15 protein-coding genes are annotated in these 20,602 nt (G+C 49.9%); 10 read left to right on the top strand and 5 right to left on the bottom strand.

Going from position 1 to position 20,602, the window contains the following annotated elements; genetic code table 11:
* Positions 1–106: 106 nt before the first annotated feature.
* From AC6R10_RS16455 to nirD, 6 genes are all read left to right on the top strand, one after another.
* Positions 107–691, top strand: a complete 585-nt coding sequence (locus tag AC6R10_RS16455) for an ANTAR domain-containing response regulator (protein ID WP_487902259.1) — start codon at positions 107–109, stop codon at positions 689–691.
* 301 nt (positions 692–992) lie between these two features.
* Positions 993–2,384, top strand: coding sequence for a CmpA/NrtA family ABC transporter substrate-binding protein (locus tag AC6R10_RS16450; RefSeq protein ID WP_500672927.1), 1,392 nt, complete (start codon positions 993–995; stop codon positions 2,382–2,384).
* Between the two features lie 119 nt (positions 2,385–2,503).
* On the top strand, positions 2,504–3,472 hold the full coding sequence (locus AC6R10_RS16445) for an ABC transporter permease (RefSeq protein ID WP_334552004.1): 969 nt from the start codon (positions 2,504–2,506) through the stop codon (positions 3,470–3,472).
* Positions 3,473–3,484: 12 nt separating this feature from the next.
* Complete coding sequence (locus tag AC6R10_RS16440) at positions 3,485–4,360, top strand: ABC transporter ATP-binding protein (RefSeq protein WP_500672926.1); 876 nt, start codon at positions 3,485–3,487, stop codon at positions 4,358–4,360.
* A 10-nt stretch (positions 4,361–4,370) separates the two neighbouring features.
* Positions 4,371–6,854, top strand: coding sequence for a nitrite reductase large subunit NirB (gene nirB, locus AC6R10_RS16435; RefSeq protein ID WP_500672925.1), 2,484 nt, complete (start codon positions 4,371–4,373; stop codon positions 6,852–6,854).
* On the top strand, positions 6,854–7,213 hold the full coding sequence (gene nirD / locus AC6R10_RS16430; RefSeq protein ID WP_500672924.1) for a nitrite reductase small subunit NirD: 360 nt from the start codon (positions 6,854–6,856) through the stop codon (positions 7,211–7,213). Before nirB ends, nirD begins: the two co-directional genes overlap by 1 nt.
* 101 nt (positions 7,214–7,314) lie before the next feature.
* Here nirD and AC6R10_RS16425 read toward each other — a convergent pair whose 3' ends face one another.
* Both AC6R10_RS16425 and trxC read right to left on the bottom strand, forming a co-directional pair.
* Positions 7,315–8,475, bottom strand: coding sequence for an MFS transporter (locus tag AC6R10_RS16425; RefSeq protein ID WP_500627268.1), 1,161 nt, complete (start codon positions 8,473–8,475; stop codon positions 7,315–7,317).
* Between the two features lie 167 nt (positions 8,476–8,642).
* A complete protein-coding gene (gene trxC, locus AC6R10_RS16420; protein ID WP_487902254.1) occupies positions 8,643–9,077 on the bottom strand; it encodes a thioredoxin TrxC in 435 nt (144 codons plus the stop codon).
* Between the two features lie 95 nt (positions 9,078–9,172).
* Here trxC and AC6R10_RS16415 point away from each other — a divergent pair, with 95 nt between their 5' ends.
* From AC6R10_RS16415 to AC6R10_RS16400, 4 genes are all read left to right on the top strand, one after another.
* Positions 9,173–10,258 carry a ketoacyl-ACP synthase III gene (locus AC6R10_RS16415; protein ID WP_500629489.1) on the top strand — a complete coding sequence of 362 codons (1,086 nt, stop codon included), beginning with the start codon at positions 9,173–9,175 and terminating at the stop codon, positions 10,256–10,258.
* Between the two features lie 138 nt (positions 10,259–10,396).
* Positions 10,397–11,572 (top strand): exonuclease SbcCD subunit D, encoded by a 1,176-nt coding sequence (locus AC6R10_RS16410; RefSeq protein WP_500672923.1) that lies wholly within the window; start codon positions 10,397–10,399, stop codon positions 11,570–11,572.
* 9 nt (positions 11,573–11,581) lie between these two features.
* Complete coding sequence (locus AC6R10_RS16405) at positions 11,582–14,632, top strand: AAA family ATPase (protein WP_500672922.1); 3,051 nt, start codon at positions 11,582–11,584, stop codon at positions 14,630–14,632.
* A gap of 151 nt (positions 14,633–14,783) precedes the next feature.
* Entirely contained in the window at positions 14,784–16,826 is a 2,043-nt protein-coding gene (locus tag AC6R10_RS16400; protein WP_500672921.1) for an ATP-binding response regulator, read from the top strand.
* Positions 16,827–16,907: 81 nt separating this feature from the next.
* Here AC6R10_RS16400 and cqsA read toward each other — a convergent pair whose 3' ends face one another.
* The 3 genes from cqsA to AC6R10_RS16385 form a co-directional block, all read right to left on the bottom strand.
* Positions 16,908–18,089, bottom strand: coding sequence for an alpha-hydroxyketone-type quorum-sensing autoinducer synthase (gene cqsA / locus AC6R10_RS16395; RefSeq protein WP_500672920.1), 1,182 nt, complete (start codon positions 18,087–18,089; stop codon positions 16,908–16,910).
* A 233-nt stretch (positions 18,090–18,322) separates the two neighbouring features.
* Positions 18,323–19,285, bottom strand: coding sequence for a TDT family transporter (locus AC6R10_RS16390; RefSeq protein ID WP_500672919.1), 963 nt, complete (start codon positions 19,283–19,285; stop codon positions 18,323–18,325).
* A 517-nt stretch (positions 19,286–19,802) separates the two neighbouring features.
* Entirely contained in the window at positions 19,803–20,549 is a 747-nt protein-coding gene (locus tag AC6R10_RS16385; RefSeq protein ID WP_500672918.1) for a GntR family transcriptional regulator, read from the bottom strand.
* Positions 20,550–20,602: the final 53 nt, after the last annotated feature.

Below are 20,602 nucleotides of genomic sequence, written 5' to 3'. Positions count from 1 at the left end.
TTCACCGATTTTCAAATAGATAGAGGCTACTTCCTTTCTATCCAACAACATTGGCACATTCCTTGTTTTGAAAAGCTTAGCTGGAGTAATAAAACAAGGAATGTCTATGTACCAAGCCATGTCGAAAATTCCGATCATCGTCTGTTGCGATTCACTCAAAGAGCAAAGCCGAATCAGTGCAATACTCGCCCAAGATTTTGATGCAATTTTAGGCTGCCAACTGGCGCAATTTGACGCGCTCATCACGCAGCACCCCAACTCATTTGTGGTGGTCGGATGGCGACAACCGTGCGCTGAGCTCACCTTGCTGATTGAACGTTGCCGCGAGAAAAAGTTGCCACTTCTGGTGATTGTTCAGTCATTGAGTTCTATTGATATCAATCGCTTACCTAAGAAAATGGATTATGTGCTACTCCCAAGCGATAGTGGTTGTTCGCTGGCGCCTTGGGCACTGCACGCCGCTTCCGTTCGCCAGTCGATGTTAGATATGGAACAGGAAATGGCCGAACTTGCCAGCAAATTGGAAGAGCGGAAATGGATAGAAAAAGCCAAAGGGTTATTGATGAAGCACCACGGTGTGGACGAGTCTGCCGCCTATAAAGCGATGCGCCAATCGGCGATGCAATCGAGTCAATCTATGGTTCAAGTCGCGAAAAACGTACTGATCACCTTAGAGACGTTAAAAGGTTAGGCTACCACTTTGGGGTTACAAGAAAAATTCCAACTCGGTGCGAAGTGCACTAAGGCAAAGCAGAACCAACAGGAATTGTCAGTGAGGTTGGCTTAATTTATTGAATTTTAAGTATTAAATAAGTTGGCATGCTACTTGGAATAGTAATAACTAAGGTTAGAAGCGTGATGCATTACGACTTTGCGCAACCACACAATTTGTTCAATTGTACTTAAGGTTTATCAACGGCGGTAAATCGTTAAGTCAGCATCGGCGCTACTGCTCATCACGAGCAGTAGCGCTTTTTTATTGGAGAAAGAGTATGAAATGGAAATCAACCCTGAACACTGCTGGATTGCTTAAAAGCACGGCGTTAGCTGTCACGCTATCACTGTCTGCCTACGCGCCGATGAGTGCTGCCGAGGTCGGTGAGCCTGAACTGGAAGATCTCAAGTTCGGCTTCATCAAACTGACTGATATGGCGCCGCTCGCCATTGCGTATGAAAAAGGCTTTTTTGAAGACGAGGGCTTATACGTCACGCTTGAGGCGCAGGCCAACTGGAAAGTGCTTCTCGACCGAGTGATAGATGGTGAGTTAGATGGCGCGCACATGCTATCAGGTCAGCCGCTCGGTGCCACCATTGGTATAGGTACACAGGCGGAGGTGATCACCGCATTCAGTATGGATCTCAATGGCAACGCGATTACTGTCTCCAACGATACATGGGCAGAAATGAAACAGTACGTGCCTAAGCAAGAGGATGGCCTTCCTGTTCACCCGATCAAGGCGGATGCGCTCAAGCCTGTGGTTGATGGTTACCTTGACCAAGGCAAGCCATTCAACATGGGTATGGTATTCCCTGTATCTACTCACAACTATGAACTGCGCTATTGGCTTGCCGCAGGGGGCATTCACCCTGGCTATTACGCGCCAGAAGCGGGAGATAATAGTGGCCAGCAAAGCGCGGATGTGTTGTTGAGCGTCACTCCGCCACCGCAAATGCCCGCCACAATGGAAGCCGGCACGATCAAAGGTTATTGCGTCGGCGAACCGTGGAACCAACAAGCGGTATTTAAAGGAATCGGTGTGCCTGTGGTCACCGATTACGAAATCTGGAAAAACAACCCAGAAAAAGTATTTGGCGTCTCAAAAGAGTGGGCAGAGAAGTACCCGAATACGCACATTCGTGTCGTGAAAGCGCTAATTCGCGCGGCCCACTGGCTTGATGAGAACAATAACGCCAACCGTGAGGAAGCGGTTAAGTTGCTGGCGAAAAGTGAATATGTCGGCGCTGACTACGAAGTGATCGCCAACTCCATGACTGGCACATTCGAGTATGAAAAGGGTGACAAACGTGAAGTGCCTGATTTCAATGTTTTCTTCCGCTACAACGCGACTTACCCCTACTACAGTGATGCGATCTGGTATTTAACCCAGATGCGCCGCTGGGGACAAATCGCCGAAGGAAAGTCAGACGACTGGTACATGGACGTGGCGAAGAAAGTCTACCGCCCTGATATCTACCAACAAGCGGCACAAGCCCTCGTCGAAGATGGTGTTCTGACGCAAGGTGACTTCCCTGACTTTGGTCAAGAAGATGGTTTCCGTGCACCGCAGACGCATTTCATCGATGACATCGTTTACGACGGTCGCCAGCCTAATGCCTACCTAGAAAAGTTCAATATTGGTCTAAAAGGCAGCGACAAAGTGTAACGCCCAAGATTGGGTCAAATCGGGGGGAGGTGGCTCCCTCCACATTAGGAAAGCCCGATTGAGCGCAGCGCTCAATCACACAGTCAACAAGACGTAACAAGGATGTAATAGGAGTGCTTATGTCGAGTAATGTCATTTCCCTCATACCGAGTAAATCGGTGGTAGCGAACAAAAGCAAAATCGTTCTGCTACCGCTTATCGGCATATTGATGTTTTTGATGATGTGGCATTTAAGTGCACGTCAGGTCGAAACGTCATTAGGCACCTTGCCTGGCCCGGTGCAAACGTTCGAGCAGTTTAGCAATTTAGTGGACGATCATTGGAATGAGCGCCAAAAAGAACAAGCCTTCATTGAGCGCCAAGAAAAGCGCAATGCGAAGAAGCTCGCCAAAGATCCCAACGCCGAGGTCAAAATTCGCCCCTACACAGGTAAACCGACATTTTTTGATCAGATTGTTACCAGCTTAGTGACGGTGGCAAGTGGCTTTATTCTCGCCACGGTGATTGCCGTACCTCTGGGTATTGTCCTTGGGCTAAACCACGGTTTGTATCAAGCCTTTAACCCGATTATTCAACTGCTTAAGCCCGTTTCGCCCCTTGCTTGGTTGCCTATTGTGACCATGGTGGTGAGTGCAACCTACGTCAGTGATGACCCGCTTTTTGCTAAATCTTTTGTCAACTCACTGCTTACCGTTGCGCTATGTAGCTTGTGGCCCACCTTGATCAACACGGCGGTTGGCGTGACAAGTGTGGACAAAGACCTGATTAACGTCAGTAAAGTACTGCAGCTTTCTTGGTGGCAACACATTCGTATTATTGTCCTGCCGTCGGCGATCCCGATGATCTTTACAGGGCTTCGTTTGTCACTCGGTATTGCGTGGATGGTCCTGATTGCCGCTGAAATGCTGGCGCAAAACCCCGGTCTTGGCAAGTTCGTTTGGGATGAGTTTCAAAACGGCAGTTCCGCCTCACTTGGGCGCATTATGGTCGCCGTTATTGCCATCGGTTTTATTGGTTTGTTGCTCGATCGCGGCATGTTGCAGCTACAGAAGTGGCTCTCATGGAACAAACAGCAAGCATTGCGTTAATAGGAGTTCATCATGTCTAAACCGTTACTCGATCTTACTCAACTTGGCATGCGATTTCCGACGCCCAACGGCGAATTTATCGCGCTCAAGAATGTTAATTTACAAATCCAACGTGGCGAGTTTATCTCCCTGATTGGTCACTCGGGCTGTGGTAAATCGACCGTGCTCAATTTGGTTGCGGGTTTGCACATGCCCACCGATGGCGGCGTGATTGTCGATGGGCGCGAAGTCAGTGGCCCAGGTCCCGAGCGCGCTGTGGTGTTCCAAAATCACTCGTTGCTGCCTTGGCTAACCGTGCACGAAAACGTGGAAATTGCGGTCAAACAGGTGGCCGCAGGGCAGAGCAAAGCATGGATCAAACAGCAAACCGAGCACTATTTGGAATTGATCCACATGTCTCACGCTGCAGGCAAAAAACCAGATGAAATTTCCGGCGGCATGAAGCAGCGTGTCGGTATTGCGAGGGCGCTGGCTTTGCAACCGAAAGTGCTGTTGATGGATGAGCCGTTCGGCGCGCTCGATGCGTTAACCCGCGCGCACTTGCAAGACTCCTTGATGGAAATCCAAGCTGACTTGAACAACACCGTCATCATGATCACGCACGATGTGGACGAAGCGGTGTTGCTCTCAGACAAAATCGTCATGATGACTAACGGACCGGCGGCCACGATCGGCGAAGTGCTTGAGATTGATTTGCCAAGACCCCGTGACCGAGTGGCGTTGGCGGATAACCCGCAGTATCAAAAATATCGCCAGTCAGTGTTGAGATTCCTCTATGAAAAGCAGGCCAAACCTGAGCCTACGGCATCAAAAACCAAGACAGCGTTAAGAGCAAGCGCGAGCTCGTCCACCCAAGACGATGCGAAATCAGCGGCAAAGACCGCCTAAGGAAGTGAACATGGAACGGATAGTAATTGTTGGCAATGGCATGGTCGGCCACCATCTGGTGGTTCAATTGGTCGAGCGCGGCGCGCATCTCGAAAAACGCATTACCGTGATTGGCGAAGAACGCTTTATCGCTTACGACCGAGTTCAGCTCTCGGCACTGTTTTCGGGCAAATCCCATCAAGATTTGATGCTGAGCAGCGAAGAGTGGTATCAAAAACATGGCATCGAGTTGGTGCTCGGTGCTCAGGTAACCGCCCTGATGCCAGAGCTCAAACGCATAGAGCTCGATGGAGAAACCGTGATGGGGTATGACCAACTGGTGCTCGCCACCGGTTCTTACCCATTTGTGCCACCGATTGAGGGGCATGATCGTGAGCAAATTTTTGTCTATCGCACCCTTGATGATCTCTCTGAAATCAAAACCGCCTGCCAAGGGGCGAAAACCGGCGCGGTGATCGGCGGTGGTCTACTCGGGCTTGAAGCCGCGAACGCTCTGCGTTTGCTCGGGGTGGAAACTCACGTAGTCGAATTCGCCCCAAGGCTCATGCCAGTGCAGCTCGATGACGGTGCAGGCACTGTACTGAAAGAGAAAATAGAACAGCTTGGCCTATCGGTGCATACCTCGACGGCAACGGAGCGCATTTGTGATGGCGAGAGCGCAAAGCATCGCATGGTCTTCAAAGATGAGGACCCGCTTGAAGTGGACGTGATCGTCTTTTCCGCGGGGATTCGTCCACAAGATACTTTAGCGCGTGGAGCTGGGCTGACCATTGGCGAGCGCGGCGGGATTGTGATTGATGATCGCTGCGTGACCAGTGACGACTCCATTTTTGCCATTGGTGAATGTGCCCTTTGGCAAGAACGCATTTTTGGCCTGGTTGCGCCTGGCTATACGATGGCGCGAGTCGTCGCTGACGTTCTGACCCATCGTGAAACCCAAGGGTTCACTGGTGCAGACATGAGCACCAAACTGAAACTGCTTGGTGTGGATGTCGCATCAATCGGTGATGCGCACAAAGCGACCCCGGGCGCGCAAGAGATGGTTTTGCAAGACGCGGTCACAGGCGTCTACAAAAAGCTGGTGGTCGATGCGACGGGCACCCAACTGCTTGGCGCTATTTTGGTCGGTGACAATAGTGACTACGACGCCTTACTGCAATGTTACTTAAACCAAACCATGCTGCCCGATCACGCTGCGAATCTCCTGTTTGATACCAGTATGCTCGATGGTGAAATGAACGACACCGCGGTGATTTGTTCCTGTCACAATGTCACCAAAGGCGATTTGGTGGCAGCGATTCAAGCGGGCGCGCAAGATTTGGACTCTCTTAAAGCGAAGACGAAAGCGGGTACTGGCTGTGGTGGTTGTAGCAACATGGTCAAATCGGTGCTCGATGCTGAATTGGTAGCGATGGGCGTTGAAGTCAACAACCATGTCTGTGAACACTTTGCGCTGTCACGCCAAGAGTTGTTCCATATTTGCCAAGTCGAAGCGATCAAGGATTTTGACACCTTAATCGCTCGTCACGGCCAAGGGTTGGGGTGCGATCTGTGTAAACCGACCGCCAGTTCGATCTTCGCCTCGCTGTGGAATGAACACATCATGGAGCCTCAACACAGCCGTTTACAAGATTCCAATGATGCTTTTATGGCGAATCTGCAAAAAGATGGCTCTTATTCGGTCGTTCCTCGTGTTGCCGGCGGCGAGATCACACCAGACAAGCTGATTGTCTTAGGAGAAGTGGCCAAGAAATACGATCTCTACACCAAAATTACGGGTGGGCAGCGAGTCGATCTGTTTGGCGCACAAGTTGAGCAGTTACCGGATATCTGGCGCACGCTGATCGACGCGGGCTTTGAAACCGGCCATGCTTACGGAAAATCGGTCCGAACGGTGAAATCTTGCGTGGGCTCAACCTGGTGCCGCTACGGTGTCGATGATTCGGTTGGCCTCGCCATCGAACTTGAAAACCGCTACAAAGGGCTACGTTCGCCACACAAACTGAAGTTTGCGGTGTCAGGCTGTACCCGAGAGTGCGCTGAAGCGCAAAGTAAAGACATCGGCGTCATCGCCACGGAAAACGGCTGGAACCTCTACGTGTGTGGGAATGGTGGTATGCGCCCGCGTCACGCGGATCTGTTTGCCTCCGATCTCAGCAAACATGAATTGATCACGCTGATTGACCGCGTGTTGATGTTCTATGTTCGCACCGCAGACAAATTACAACGCACCTCGGTGTGGATGGATAACCTAGAAGGCGGGTTAGCGTACCTAAAACAAGTGGTGATAGAGGACTCTCTCGGCTTATGCGAGTCATTGGAGACGCAAATGCAGCATGTGGTGGATACCTATCAGTGCGAATGGAAGAGCACGTTGGATAACCCAGCCAAGCTCACTAAGTTCCGTCCATTCATTAATTCAGGCGAACCGAGTCAAGCATTGCCTTACCAACGCATTCGTGGCCAACGTATTCCAGTCAAGGAGGAGAATTGATGGACGTACTCGAGAAAATCAAGGTGTGCGACTTAAGCGCACTGTGCGCCTACGAAGGGCGAGTCGCCTTGGTGGATGGCCAACAAGTTGCGCTGTTTCTCATCCCTAATCAAGGTGTGTTTGCGGTACAGAACTGGGATCCTATCGGCAAAGCTTTTGTGCTTAGCCGTGGCATTGTCGGAGATGTTAAGGGCAAGTTGTGTGTCGCTTCCCCTTTGTACAAACAGCATTTTTGCCTGCGCTCAGGCGAGTGTCTAGAAAACAGCGACGTGCGTTTAGCTCATTGGCCAGTTTTGCTGGAAAACGATGAAGTGTTTCTTGAATGGCACGCGAAGGCGGAACAAGGTTTTCGCGAGTGACTCGTGTTTCACCCTAGCCCTATCCTTCCAGGGGGCAAATACCAACCTGTTGATCAGGTTGGTATTTTTTTGTGCGATGTTTTAATTAACGCGGTACTAATTTATTCACCGATCGCTGCTTTGCGTTTACCCCGTATCGAGGCAAGCAACATATAGATGCTAGTAGCAAGCAGCGCCGCGAACAAATAGCCCATCAAGCCTTGAGGGCCAGAAAGAAACCCATCTGCTACCACAGGGCCCACTACAGAACCGACACTGTAACTGAACAGCATCACTTGTGTTGCGCAGACGATGTATTGGGCGTTCAAGCCATCACAGCCTAAGTTGATCGCAATGGGGTAGAGTGCGAAGGTCGCCATACCAAGTACAAATAGCCCGGCACCCAGTGCGCGCAGACCCGGCACCATAGAGGTAAAGGCAATCGCAGCCACGCCCACCAAGCACAAGAGTGCCATTAAAGGTGTGCGACCGAACACTTTCGCCAATGCTGGCACTAATGGCTGAATCGCCATACCGCCCAAAACGATCAGAGCCATTAAGCCGCCAATGTCATCATGGGCAATGCCACGTTGACTCAATTCGACAGGCATCAGGCCGTACACTGCGCCGAGGGTGAGACCAGACACGATACAGCCAATGATTGCAGCATGGCTTAATTTGCTCATCTGTTTAAAAGAGAGTGAGGCACTCTCTCCGTGCTCGGGTTGATCAGAGTCACCAAACATCAGCACGATGATGGCGAGCAATAAAAGGGTAGTGATAGTAATAAAAGGCACACCACCCGATACGCCAATGACACCAATACCCAATTGGCCTAGCGCCGCGCCGCCATACAGCGCGCCCATGTAAAGACCAAGGCGTTTAGCGCGTGACTGTTCGTCACCGTGCAGCAACCAAGATTCGACCACAACAAAGACGCCTGCAACCGCCGCGCCCGCGACAAAGCGTGCGATCAACCAGCTACTTGCATACGGCATTAATGGCAAGGCCACAATCGTGAGTAGAAATAGCGCTAAACACCAGACAAACGCCGCTTTGTGCCCTAATCGGCGCACCAAAGGCTCTACACCCATCGCGCCAATCAATAGACCTGCGTAAAACACGCTCGCAAGCCAACTGGCGAGTGAGGTATCCAGATCGTAGTGAGGCAGCATCAGCGGAATCAAACTCATCAAATAGCCCGATGCAACGGCGTACAGCGCCAAGGCAATCACAGGAACCGTGACACGGATAGTGCGGGTAGGAATAAGAGTGTTGTCCAACGTCGTCGCCTCAAAACGGACAATCCTTGGCCATAAGGGACCAAGGATTGAGAAATTAACCAGTGAGTTTTCGCGCGAATATGGACTGAATAGTGGCGTGGGTAAAACGAAAAGAATTAATCGACTCGACAAGAGATTTTTGTCGAGTCGTTAGTGGGAACTAAGGGTTATTTATTGATGGCTTGAGTTAGCCATTGGCTAAATTGCGAGCGAGGAAGCGCACCGTTAATCACATCCACGCGCTGGCCGTTTTTGAATACCATCACAGTCGGAATACTACGGATCTGAAACTGAGCGGCCAACGCTTGCTCAACTTCGGTGTTGATTTTGACAAATCGTACTTCGCCCTGTCTGGCGGCGGCTTCGTCTTCAAAGACAGGTGCAAAGCCCACACAAGGGTTGCACCAAGGCGCCCAAAAATCGACCACCACAGGTTGGCTGCTTTGCAACAGGGCATTAAAGTTCAGCGACGTGCCTTCTATCGGTTGGCCATCGAGCAACGCCGATTGGCATTTACCACATTTCGGGCTTTCCGATACGCGCTCGAGCGGCACGCGGTTGACACCAGAACATGATGGGCATCGTGTATTGAAGGTAGACATGACTTTTCTCTTTATTAATTATTTCAACTCAATGACACACTAGTTATACTCTGAAAACGCCAAGTGACTCAAATAAGAATGTAAAAAGGCACATAATGACCAGCTATTACGCAGAAATTACCGGTTGGGGTAAATGCCTACCGCCAGCCACGCTCTCCAACGATGACCTCAGCACTTTTCTAGATACTTCCGATGAATGGATTAAGACGCGCACTGGTATAGAGCAGCGCCGCATCAGCCATGTGAATACGTCAGATCTTGCAACCGTTGCCGCCAAACACGCGCTCGCGTGTGCCAATGTCAGTGTTGATGAGGTGGATCTCATTATTGTTGCGACCTGCTCACCCGACTCGCTGATTCCCAATACCGCGTCTAAAGTCGCCCAAAACCTCGGCGTTCAAGCCGCCGCAGCGTTTGACTTGAACGCTGCGTGCACCGGCTTTGTTTACGGATTAGAAACGGCAACCCGTCTTATTCAATCAGGCAATTACCGCCACGCAATCGTGATCGGCGCAGAGCGTCTCTCTTTCTTTATCGATTGGACCCAGCGTGATACGGCGGTGTTATTTGGTGACGGCGCAGGTGCAGCGGTGTTGAGCTGCACAACGGAAAAAGTGGGCTTGCAACAGGCGCAGCTTGGCTGTGATTCGGCTGGGCGTGATATTTTGGCGGTGCCCAAGTTCGGTACCTCAATGGATCGTTTCGCTGCGGACAACGGCTACTGGGCGTTTGATTTTGTCGGCAAAGAGATCTTTAAGCGTGCGGTGAAAGGCATGGGCGCAGCTGCTCAATCGGTGCTGGCGCGCAGCGAACTGTCGACTGACGATGTTGATGTGGTGATCCCGCACCAAGCCAATATCCGCATCATTCAAACCTTGTGTGATCTTTCGGGGATTGCTCAAGATAAAGCGTTTGTTAACATCCAGAACTATGGCAACACCTCTGCGGCCACTGTGCCGATTGCCTTGTGTGAAGCGCTTGAACAAGGCTTTATTAAGCCTGGTGACAACCTACTGCTCGCCGCCTTTGGCGCAGGTTTAACTTGGGGCGCAGGCCACATAAAATGGGGTGAGCGAGTTACGCCACTAGGCCAAAGCGATGCCACACTTCCTCCAGTAGAGGCGTCTGCACTTGAGTTATTGGAACAAGCGATCGCGTTTTGTAAAACACACGCAGAGTAAACAGGCCTAAAGTTACAAGGCAACGCAGCCTCAACAAATACGCTTAGGTCAATACAATGAGAAGTCGCGAATTGTCGCGACTTTTTTCATGATGGCCGATGGCTGGTTGGCAGTATCACATAAGGACAACGACGTAAGATGAAATTTCTTCACACCTCGGATTGGCATTTAGGACGACAGTTTCACAATGTGTCGCTGATTGACGATCAGCGTGTGGTGCTCGACCAGATGGTGGAGTACATGGCGCAGCATCCCGTCGATGCACTGGTGATCGCTGGTGACATTTATGATCGCTCGGTGCCGCCGACCGCGGCGATTGAACTGCTTAATAAAACGCTAAATCGTGTTTGCCAGGAGTTAAACACGCCCGTCATTTTGATTCCGGGTAATCACGATGGCGCGCAGCGCCTCGGGTTTGGCTCTGCGCACATGAAAGGCGCTGGGCTGCACATTATCAGTGATTTTCAGCAGATGCTAGAACCTGTTGTGTTGAGCAGTGACCAAGCCGGAGAGGTGGCATTTTATGGCATGCCGTTTAACGATCCAGAGACAGTGCGCCACTACTTTAATCACACCTTTCAACAGCAAGATGAAGCAACGCCTGAGGCGCAAAAGCCGATTGCTACTCACGATGACGCTCATGCTGAGTTGGTTGGTTTGATCACGCCTCATCTTAATTCTTCACAACGTCATGTGTTGATTAGCCACTGCTTTGTTGATGGTGCGATCAGCTCAGAGTCGGAGCGTCCACTCTCGATTGGTGGTTCTGAATGTGTCAGTCATGAGCATTTTGTCCATTTTGACTATGTCGCCCTCGGCCATCTTCACCAGCCACAATACAAAGGCGAAGCCCATATTCGCTACAGTGGCTCATTGATGAAATACAGCTTTTCAGAGCAGCACCATAAAAAAGGCATGACTTTAGTGGAGCTTGATCGCAACGGTTTGGTTGCGACCACGCACATTCCGCTGCAAGCGCCGCATGAAATGCGAATCATCGAAGGGGACCTGGAAGCGATCCTCGCGGCGGGTAAAACCGATCCTTGTGCCCACGACTATTTGTTGGTGCGATTAACCGACCAACACGCCATTCTCAATCCGATGGAGAAGCTGCGTACTGTCTACCCAAATGTGTTGCATTTGGAGAAGCCCGGCATGTTAGTGGGGGTAGAGCAGTCGATGGCGCAAGCGACGCTATCGCGCAGCGAAGTCGATATGTTCCGCGACTTTTTCAAAGAAGCGCAAGGCAATGAGCTGACTCAAGCGCAAGAGCGCGCAGTTTCGGCGATTATCAAACAACTGAGCCAGCAGTAAGGGGCGCTCATGAAACCCATCACCTTAGTTATGCAGGCCTTTGGGCCGTTTTCGGGCACCGAATCGATTGATTTTCGTCAACTGGGCAGCAATCCGCTGTTTTTGATTAATGGCCCAACGGGTTCAGGAAAAACGACCCTGCTAGATGCGATCTGTTTTGCGCTTTATGGTGAAACCACCAGCAATGAGCGACTCGGCGCCCAGATGCGCAGTGATAGCGCTAAGTTGGATGTGCCGACAGAGGTAACGTTCGAATTCAGCTTGCACGACAAACGCTTTCGAGTAACGCGTTCCCCAGAGCAAGAAGCGCCAAAAGCGCGCGGGGAAGGCACAACGACACGAAAACACAGCGCTGCGCTCTATCAGTTGGGTGACGAAGAGGTACTTTTGACCAGCAAAACGGCGCAGGTCAAAACGTTGGTCACCGAACTGATTGGTCTTAATGAGACCCAATTTCGTCAAGTCATGGTCCTGCCACAGGGTAAGTTTCGTGAATTGCTGCTTGCCAGCTCGAAAGAGCGCGAAGAGATTTTCGGCCAACTGTTCCAAACCGATATCTACAAAAAAATTGAGTACGCGCTCAAAGACAAAGCCGCCTCGATCAGCAAAAGCAAAGATGAGTTTGACAACCAAATTCGCGGCGCGCTTGAGGTGGGCAATGTCGCTAGCATCGAGGAACTTAATACCCGCTACGAGTCCGCGTGTGTCGCTCTTGAACAGCGAAAACAGGAAGAAGCCGCAGCGCAAGCAGCGCTTAGTGCATCGACCTTAGCGCTTCAGCAAGGGCAGAAAATACGCGATGATTTCGCCAAGTTGTCTCAGGCCAAGCAATCTTTCACGCAGCATCAAGCGGCAAAGTCTCAGATTGCGGAGACTCAAGTCCGTTTGCAGCGTGCAAAGCAGGCGGCGAGTATTGAACTGCCTTATCAAAATCAATGGCAGAGCGCACAAGACGTCATTCGTTTTGAAGCCAAGTTGACCGAACTGCAGCAGAGCAAACAGGCGCTAGATAACGACTTAGCAGCAGCGAAAATCGCGCATGAAGAGGCAGAAAAAGCAGCAGCACAGCTACCGGCACTCAATGATGAGCGTTACAAGCTCGAGGCCATCAAACAAAAATGGTTGGAAAGACAAGCGCTCATCTCACGCCAGAAAGAGGCGCAGCAGCACAGTGCGGTACTTGACGAGAAGCTCGCTCAGTACCTCTCTCATAAAGAGAAACTCCAGCGTGATTTAACGCGTGCGAAAAACGATCACAAGCAAGCCAGTGAGCAGCGACTAGAGCAATCCAAGCTTCTGCAACAAAAGTCGGAATTGACGCGCGCGGTAAGCGATCTGCGCAAACTGACCCAATTGGAGCAAGAAGCGGTCAAACAGGCCGAAGAGCTTAAATCGGCAGAGGCGGCATTAGTCAACGTCACTCTAGCGTTTGAACAACAACAGCAGGCGGCGAACCGCGTTGAATTGCGCTGGCACCAAGCGCAAGCGGCCATTTTGGCGCAAACACTCGTAGAGGGGGAGCCTTGTCCGGTTTGTGGCAGCGAGGCGCACCCGAATATTGCGCAAATTGACGGCGAGTCGGTCAGTAAAGAGCAGGTGACTCAGGCGCGCAGTGAAAAGACGCAGGCGCACTCACAGTGGGTGAAAGCTCAGGCGCACGTTTCACATCTTAAGCAGGCGTTAAACCAAAGCCAGCAAGCGGTGGAAGCGTTTAAAGACGAGTTAGGTGAGATCGCCGTTCAGGGGCTGTCGGCAACACAAGTGAGCCTAAGTGCGGTTGAGGAACGTTTAAAGGCGCTGATGTCATTGGATGTGACGGCGCTTGAAGCGCAGGTGAATGAACTGACGCAGCGCTGTGAAACCGGCGAGCAAAAAATCAATGAGATCAAACAGCAGATAGCGGCCAATCACAATACCGTCAGTTCCCTCGCGGCGAGCATCGAAGAGATGACGCAACAACTTGGCGGCGCAACACAAGATATTGAAGAAATAGAGGCCGCGCGCTCTGCGCTATTAAGTCAAATCGAAGCGATAGAGAAAGAGCAGCAACGGGCAAACCAGCATTATCAAGCTAGCACGCTCAAGCAGTCTCAGTGCGCCTCTGAAGTTGGCACACACCAATCGCTGTTGCAAGAGGCCAAAGTGCGATCCGAGCAAGCGAACGCGCAGTGGCAGCAGGCCTTAGAGCAAAGTGAGCTGGTAACGCTTGACGCTTTTGTCAGCGCGAAAGCCACAGCCGAGCAAATGGCGCAGTGGCAAAGTGAATTGGACCACTATAACCAAGCCACGATTCGTCTTGAGCAAACCATTCAAGACATCACCACCGCGTTGGAAGGGCAGTCGACGCCGGATCTTGAAGCGCTGCAAAACGAACTCAATCACCATCAGCAACATCATGCGCAGGTGAGAGAGCAACTCGATGGCGAACGAGCGACAGTTGAGACGTTGCAAAACGTACAGCGCAAGATCGAGCGTCTAAAAGAGAAAAACGCCGAATTGGAAAAAGAGTATCAGGTGTTTGGCACCTTGTACGATGTCGCCAGCGGTAAAACTGGCAGCCGCGTCAGTTTGCATCGCTTTGTGCTCGGCGTCTTGCTTGATGATGTCCTGATTCAAGCGTCACAACGTCTGGCACTGATGAGTAAAGGGCGTTACATACTCACGCGTAAAACGCACGGCTTTCGCGGCGCCGCCGGTAGGGGCTTGGATTTGATGGTTGAAGATGGCTACACAGGCAAAGCGCGCGATGTCGCGACCTTATCCGGCGGGGAGTCCTTTATGGCTGCGCTCTCGTTGGCACTTGGATTATCTGATGTGGTGCAGTCCTACAGCGGTGGGATTCGACTCGACACCTTATTTATTGATGAAGGCTTTGGCAGCCTTGATCCTGAATCATTGGATTTGGCGGTGCAAACGTTAATCGACTTGCAACAAACGGGTCGCACAGTGGGGGTGATTTCACACGTCAGTGAGTTAAAAGAGCAAATGTCTCACAGAATAGACGTGGTCAGTGCAAAAACGGGGAGCACGATTCGCGTTGTTGGCCCAATGTTGGGCTAAACTTAAGTTGTGCAATTGGTTTCTTCTTTCACTGTAGTAGGATGTTTTGTATGATCATTGTACTCGTTGATGGTTTCATAGTGACCAATTGAGTAAGTAGCACGATAGTTGAAGAGTGAAGACAACACGACATTGGATGTGACGACACGATATGGATGCGGTTAAAAAGGTCTACCAGTATGCAGAGCCCAATCTCTCCCTTGTTGGGTGGATGGGGGCGATTGGTTTTCCTCTCTACTATCTGATTTGGCAATACATTTATCCTCAGCCTTATGAAGACCTGTTGCTGAGAAGTGTCTGCTCCGTGATGTTGCTCGTACTCGCTTTGCGCGAGTTTCTTCCGGCGACATTGCAGCGCTATATGCCCTATTACTATTTAGGCTGTGTGGCGGTCTGTTTACCGTTTTTCTTCTCCTACATGCTGTTTAAGAACCACTGGTCAACGGTGTGGGCGATGTCGTTTATGGCCTCGATCTTTTTGCATGTCTTACTGGTGCACGAAACAAGGGTCATGTTGGCGCAAGCGTTTGTCGCTGTCGGCTTTGCCTATTTGTTCGCCGGCGACTTGAACATGGTGAACTACAACCCCGCACCGGATGTGGTTTGGCCATACATTCCCATCTTTTTGTTCACTTATGTCTTTGGCAACCTGTTCTATTTTCGCAATCAGGTTGAACATGAAGCGAAAGTGGCGATTGCGAAGTCGTTTGGCGCCGGGATTGCTCATGAGATGCGTAATCCACTCAGTGCGCTGAAAGCCTCCGTGGATGTGGTGAACTCCTCTTTACCGGATGTCAGTCATCAAGATGAAGAGGTCAAGATGTCAAAACAAAATGTTCAAGTTATCAAAGAGATCCTGAACAACGCTGACGTCATCATTAATAACGGTAATGAAGCAATCGATCTGTTGCTCACCTCCATTGATCAAAATCGTGTCTCTCGCTCAACCTTTGTGCGCCATAGCGCCGCTGAAGTGGTAGAGGACACTCTGGAGAGTTTCTCTTACCCCGGCGTGCACTCCAAAAATCTCGTCTCGCTCAATATTGAGCACGATTTTGACTACTTTGGTAGTGACGTATTGCTCAAGTATGCCTTGTATAACCTATTGAAAAACGCTTTTTACTATCAAAATAGCGAAGATTTTTCGATCACCGTGACGCTCGCCGTTCATCACGATGTCAACACCATCACCGTGAGAGACACCGGGGTCGGGATAGAGCCGAAGAAGCTTCAGCATATTTTTAAAGACTTTTACACCTCAGGGAAGAGCTCCAGTCATGGGCTAGGCTTGCCGTTTTGTAAACGGGTAATGCACTCATTTGGTGGCAGCATCAGTTGCCAATCTGAGTATGGTGAATGGACGGAGTTCACGCTGTTTTTCCCTAACTACGTCTCTGAGCAAGTCAGTCATATCAAACACGATCTGATGAAAGACAAAGCGATTGTCTACATCGGCGAAGACGCCAAAATCATGCGCAAACTGAACGAGGACGCCTTCTACTCCGGTTTCAAAATGATCCGATGGTCGTACAGTGAAGCCAGCGCGCGTGAAGAGTTTGAATTTGAGTACGATCTGATTTTCGTCGATCTGGATGGTTTAAACGAAGCGCAGTTTAAGCACTTGGAATCCAAGTTGCACTTTACCGAAGCCAAACTGGTGTATCTGTTTGAACCTAATCGCGTCTATCACGACGCGTTTAATCGCTACCTCACCTTTTATCCTCTGGAAAAGCAGCGGGTGATCTCAGAGGGCATCGCGCTCATCGATGAAGTGATTTTTGATTCAAGAGAAGGGAATCGCAACCTCATTCCTCGCAAGCGACCTACGGCAGCGAAGCGGATTATGATTGCTGATGACAACAGTTCGCTACGCTCGCTCACCGCGATTTTGTTGAGCAAACAAGGTTATCAAGTCATTGAAGCGCAAGACGGTAATGATGTGTTGGAGAAACTCGACCAAGAGCGGGTTGATTTGGTCATCATGGATATTGAAATGCCCAAGTTAGATGGCTTTGATACCACGCAGAAGATTCGTCACTCTCAGCAGTCTTACGCCAATGTGCCGATCGTCGGCCATACCGGTGATAATCGTAAAGAAACCATGGCGCGCATAAAAGAGGTGGGTATGAATGACTACCTCATTAAACCGGCCGATAAAGAACACTTATTTGATAAAATATCTGAGTACCTGTAAGAATAAAAAATAGGGCGAATTTATCGCCCTATTTTTTATCCGAAATGACACCTTTCCTTGTTTAATTTGAATAAATACTGTTTAGATAAAACGTAAATTTTGATCGTGAAATGCCGATTCAGCCACTAACGCAATTTTGTGCAACTCCTCTGCTGTTAATGCACTGTGCAGCGACAGGCGCAAAATATTTTTATTGTCGGGCGTTGCTGGCGTACAGAATACCGATCCGAACACGCCACGTTGCTCAAAATAATCACGAACTTTGCGGGTATTGGTCTTATCTCCGGTTTCTAAGCCGATGATCTGTGATTCGCTACGAATATCAAATCCGACATCTGCCAGCGCTCGGCGCATCCAGGCCGCATTTTGATGCAACTGTTTACGCGCTGGATCACTTGCCTTGATCACCGCGAGGGTTGCATCGATTCTGTCGAGTTCACACGCCATCATCGCCGAACTAAATATCGATGGGAACGAGACATAGGGCATCACTTCGCCCGTGTCGTTGTTACACCAAACGGCTCCAGCGCGGTAGGCAAAGGTTTTGGCAAGGCTGGCAGTGAGAAAGTCAACTTGCTGCGTTAAACCGAGTGAAGCCACCAACCCTGCGCCTTTCGGGCCATGTGTACCCAATGAATGGGATTCATCGACAACAATGGCGCAACCCAGACTTTTCGCGGTCTCAACCAGTTCTGTAAGTGGGGCAATGGTGCCAAGGGTGCTGTAAATGGAGTCTATCAGGACGATGCCTGGACCGTGTCGTTTGATTAAGCGCTTAAGGTGTCTCACATTGTTGTGCATGAAAGGATGGATATCAGCACCGGCGATTCTCGCGCCCTCCCAAAGCGACATATGGGCGAAAAAGTCGATATAGACCTTGGTATCTGAATCACATAGGGTCTGCAATAGACCGATATTCGCGATCCAGCCAGAAGGGGCGATGGTGCAGTGTTCAAAACCGGTATAATCCGCCATTCTCTGCTGCACCGTTTTGTCGAGTGCATCACTATGAAGAAAGACGTTCGACATAAACGCGCTCTCTTGCCCCTGTCTGAGGGAATTGATTTGCGCGTCAATAATCTTAGGGTGATTGGCGAGTGATAAATAATCGTTGGATTGGAGAAGAATATCTCCTTGTTTAGGCTTCTTACCCAGCACCAAATTACGACCATTATCTTTTGTTTTAATTAGGTCATCAACATAGTGCGAAATACGTTCATTAACGAACGTCGGAAGTGGCGAACACTTATCAAGTGTAAACATAATCATATCCTTTTCTCAAAACAAGTGAATGGCCAGCTGACAAGGATATGTATGAACCTAATGGATTATTCCGTCTAGTAAAATAGTTTGTTTTTTGAGCGTATTAGCAAACAAAAAAAGTGTGTAATGACTATTAATTAATATTTATTACCCTTTTGGGGTCTAACTCATGCAAAATCATCAAACGTTAGCGTATCTCAGTCTCTATATTTAGGTGACGCTTGAGGGTAAATTCAAGATGGTGAGGTGTGATTGCGATCCAGTTCTGGCCAATACATCTTGATGTAGCCAATGCAAACCCAAATCACCAATACGGTCGCAATGGTGAGCTCAAACAGACCAAAGTTATGCAGCCAGTGCCAGTGTGGGTGAGCCTGTTCAAAGAATGACGTTAAGCGGTGCATAGCGATAGCGCTGATGACCGAAGGAAAGGTCACCGCAGCAATAGATGGTTGGAACTTGAGCCTGAGCAAACGGATGTAGCACAGGTAGATAAGCAGGGTCATGGTGATAGCAATCCCCGCTAGCGCGCCGGTGAGGATCGGGTCTGGCTCGCTGAAATTGACCAAATACGTGGCTAAGGTGAGGTTGATAGGCGCAGCCATAATCGCCAATGTGGGCCTGGCTCGGCGCGGTAACATCCCCTCGAACACTAGGCGATAGAGCACGAGTGGCAGCATAAAAAAGTAGATGGTGATACAGATGGCAACAATGGTTTCAGAAAACAGCGTTAAACCAAATTGGGAGCCTGCGAGAGAACTGCTGATCACGCCAACAGGATAGAGAAACCAACTCGGCACAATGTTGGACATTTTAAAGTTGCGCAGTTGAAAGCCAAAGAACAGCACCATCATGGTTAAGTGCAGCATTAACGCCGCAAACCAAAGCGGGTAGGCGATAATAGGCGAGATGATCGCCAGATAGTCACACAAGATCAGTAAAGCCATACTCATCGGTGCCATCAGACTGCCACTGAGAGGGTGGCGAATGTCATTCATGAAGGTATGGTAGTTCGAATACTTGATCAGAACGGGAGTCAGCAGCAGTGCGCCGGCAAACGCAAAATAGGGCCTAAGTATGTCACCAACGTCGGGCATATAGAGTGCCCATGCTTGCCCAAGGCCTATCATGCCAAGTGCCAAAGAAGACTGAGAAGGAGGGACGTTGTGAAATTGTGTTAGGCGTTTCCAGTTCACCGGATTTCCGTTTCTATTGTGCGTGAGTATTGCGGATTGATTGAGGGCGAATGGTATCAAGCCAAACGGTTGCCAAGCAAGTGTTGACGAACGTTAGCGTGATTTCGCCGCACAAGTGGTCATTATACCTGTGGTTAGCGTTAGCCCAATCGATAATCGTGCAAAGTTGAATTGCACTTTTGTGAGAAAAGTTCAACTTTTAATCGATACACGAGAAAATAGTGCCGCATAAAACTTGCGAACTGGCCGAAATCGACCATAGTTAAAGTGTAAGGCAAATGACCCGACCCGCATGGAGGAAAATACCGCCTTACCTACAATTTGGATGGATTCAACAAGTCAATTCAGTAGCCTCGTTTTTAGATCTCGAAGCAGACATAGACTTCAAGATTCGCAGACTCACGATTGAGTAACGAGGGATAAGGCGCACAACCAAGTGCGCCTTTTGTCGTTTAGGAACCCGTTAAACGAATGTTCTCGTCGATTCTAGTAGGGTGTCGATTCTAGTAGGCTATTGTTACTGCGCCGAAATCGGGCTTTCAGCAAACAGAAAACGGTCGAAATCCTCACTTGAACCGTCAAACAGCATTTGTTTGGTATTTTCGATATGTTGCCATACCGCTAATCGTGCCGCTTGTGGGTCTTTCTTCAGTAAGGCGTTGACGATCTCATCGTGCTCGGTGCACCAGCTGCGGATTTTGTTGTCTTCGATATGCTCGTGCAGTTTTTGCCAATACGGGTTATCCGCTCGGTATTTACACATGATTTCTGCGATGTGCACCACAACGGAGTTTTGCGTACAACGTGCAAGCTGAATGTGGAACTCGCTATCCCAATAGGAATCTCTTGAATAGTCATCGGCTTTGGCTTGTTGCTGAATCTTCATCAGCGCGACGAGATCTTGCTTGGTCGCTTGTGTCGCGGCGAACTCGGCGATGTTACTTTCAAACAGTTGGCGCGCTTGCAGTAGCTCAAACGGGCCGCAGTTGGTCAGAAAGGCTTCGGTTTCATGTAAAGCAGCGTTGGCTTGTAACTGTTTAGGATTGAGGTTGATGATACGAATGCCCGCCCCTTTGCGCACTTCCACATACCCTTCGACCTCGAGCATGATCATCGCTTCACGAATAACGGTGCGGCTGACTTCCATTTGCTCTGCGATGACACGTTCAGGAGGTAACATGTCACCGACTTGATATTTATTGGCGGCGAACTCTTTTTTTATGTGATTGGCGACTTTGTTATACAGTCTTTCGTTTGGTTCCATAACTCTCTCCGGTTGACCGACCTATCATACCAAAACAAAAGCGGTCAAACCAA

Source organism: Vibrio sp. R12-SG2-ISO1 (assembly GCF_059834045.1).
This window is presented reverse-complemented; position numbering and strand designations above follow the sequence as displayed.

Excerpts from the sequence above, each read along its gene's own strand:
- AC6R10_RS16440 (WP_500672926.1), top strand. The coding sequence starts at position 3,485 with ATGTCTAAACCGTTACTCGATCTTACTCAACTTGGCATGCGATTTCCG.
- AC6R10_RS16385 (WP_500672918.1), bottom strand. The coding sequence starts at position 20,549 with ATGGAACCAAACGAAAGACTGTATAACAAAGTCGCCAATCACATAAAA.
- AC6R10_RS16445 (WP_334552004.1), top strand. The coding sequence starts at position 2,504 with ATGTCGAGTAATGTCATTTCCCTCATACCGAGTAAATCGGTGGTAGCG.
- nirB (WP_500672925.1), top strand. The coding sequence starts at position 4,371 with ATGGAACGGATAGTAATTGTTGGCAATGGCATGGTCGGCCACCATCTG.
- trxC (WP_487902254.1), bottom strand. The coding sequence starts at position 9,077 with ATGTCTACCTTCAATACACGATGCCCATCATGTTCTGGTGTCAACCGC.
- nirD (WP_500672924.1), top strand. The coding sequence starts at position 6,854 with ATGGACGTACTCGAGAAAATCAAGGTGTGCGACTTAAGCGCACTGTGC.
- cqsA (WP_500672920.1), bottom strand. The coding sequence starts at position 18,089 with ATGTTTACACTTGATAAGTGTTCGCCACTTCCGACGTTCGTTAATGAA.
- AC6R10_RS16410 (WP_500672923.1), top strand. The coding sequence starts at position 10,397 with ATGAAATTTCTTCACACCTCGGATTGGCATTTAGGACGACAGTTTCAC.
- AC6R10_RS16450 (WP_500672927.1), top strand. The coding sequence starts at position 993 with ATGAAATGGAAATCAACCCTGAACACTGCTGGATTGCTTAAAAGCACG.
- AC6R10_RS16415 (WP_500629489.1), top strand. The coding sequence starts at position 9,173 with ATGACCAGCTATTACGCAGAAATTACCGGTTGGGGTAAATGCCTACCG.
- AC6R10_RS16400 (WP_500672921.1), top strand. The coding sequence starts at position 14,784 with ATGGATGCGGTTAAAAAGGTCTACCAGTATGCAGAGCCCAATCTCTCC.
- AC6R10_RS16455 (WP_487902259.1), top strand. The coding sequence starts at position 107 with ATGTACCAAGCCATGTCGAAAATTCCGATCATCGTCTGTTGCGATTCA.
- AC6R10_RS16405 (WP_500672922.1), top strand. The coding sequence starts at position 11,582 with ATGAAACCCATCACCTTAGTTATGCAGGCCTTTGGGCCGTTTTCGGGC.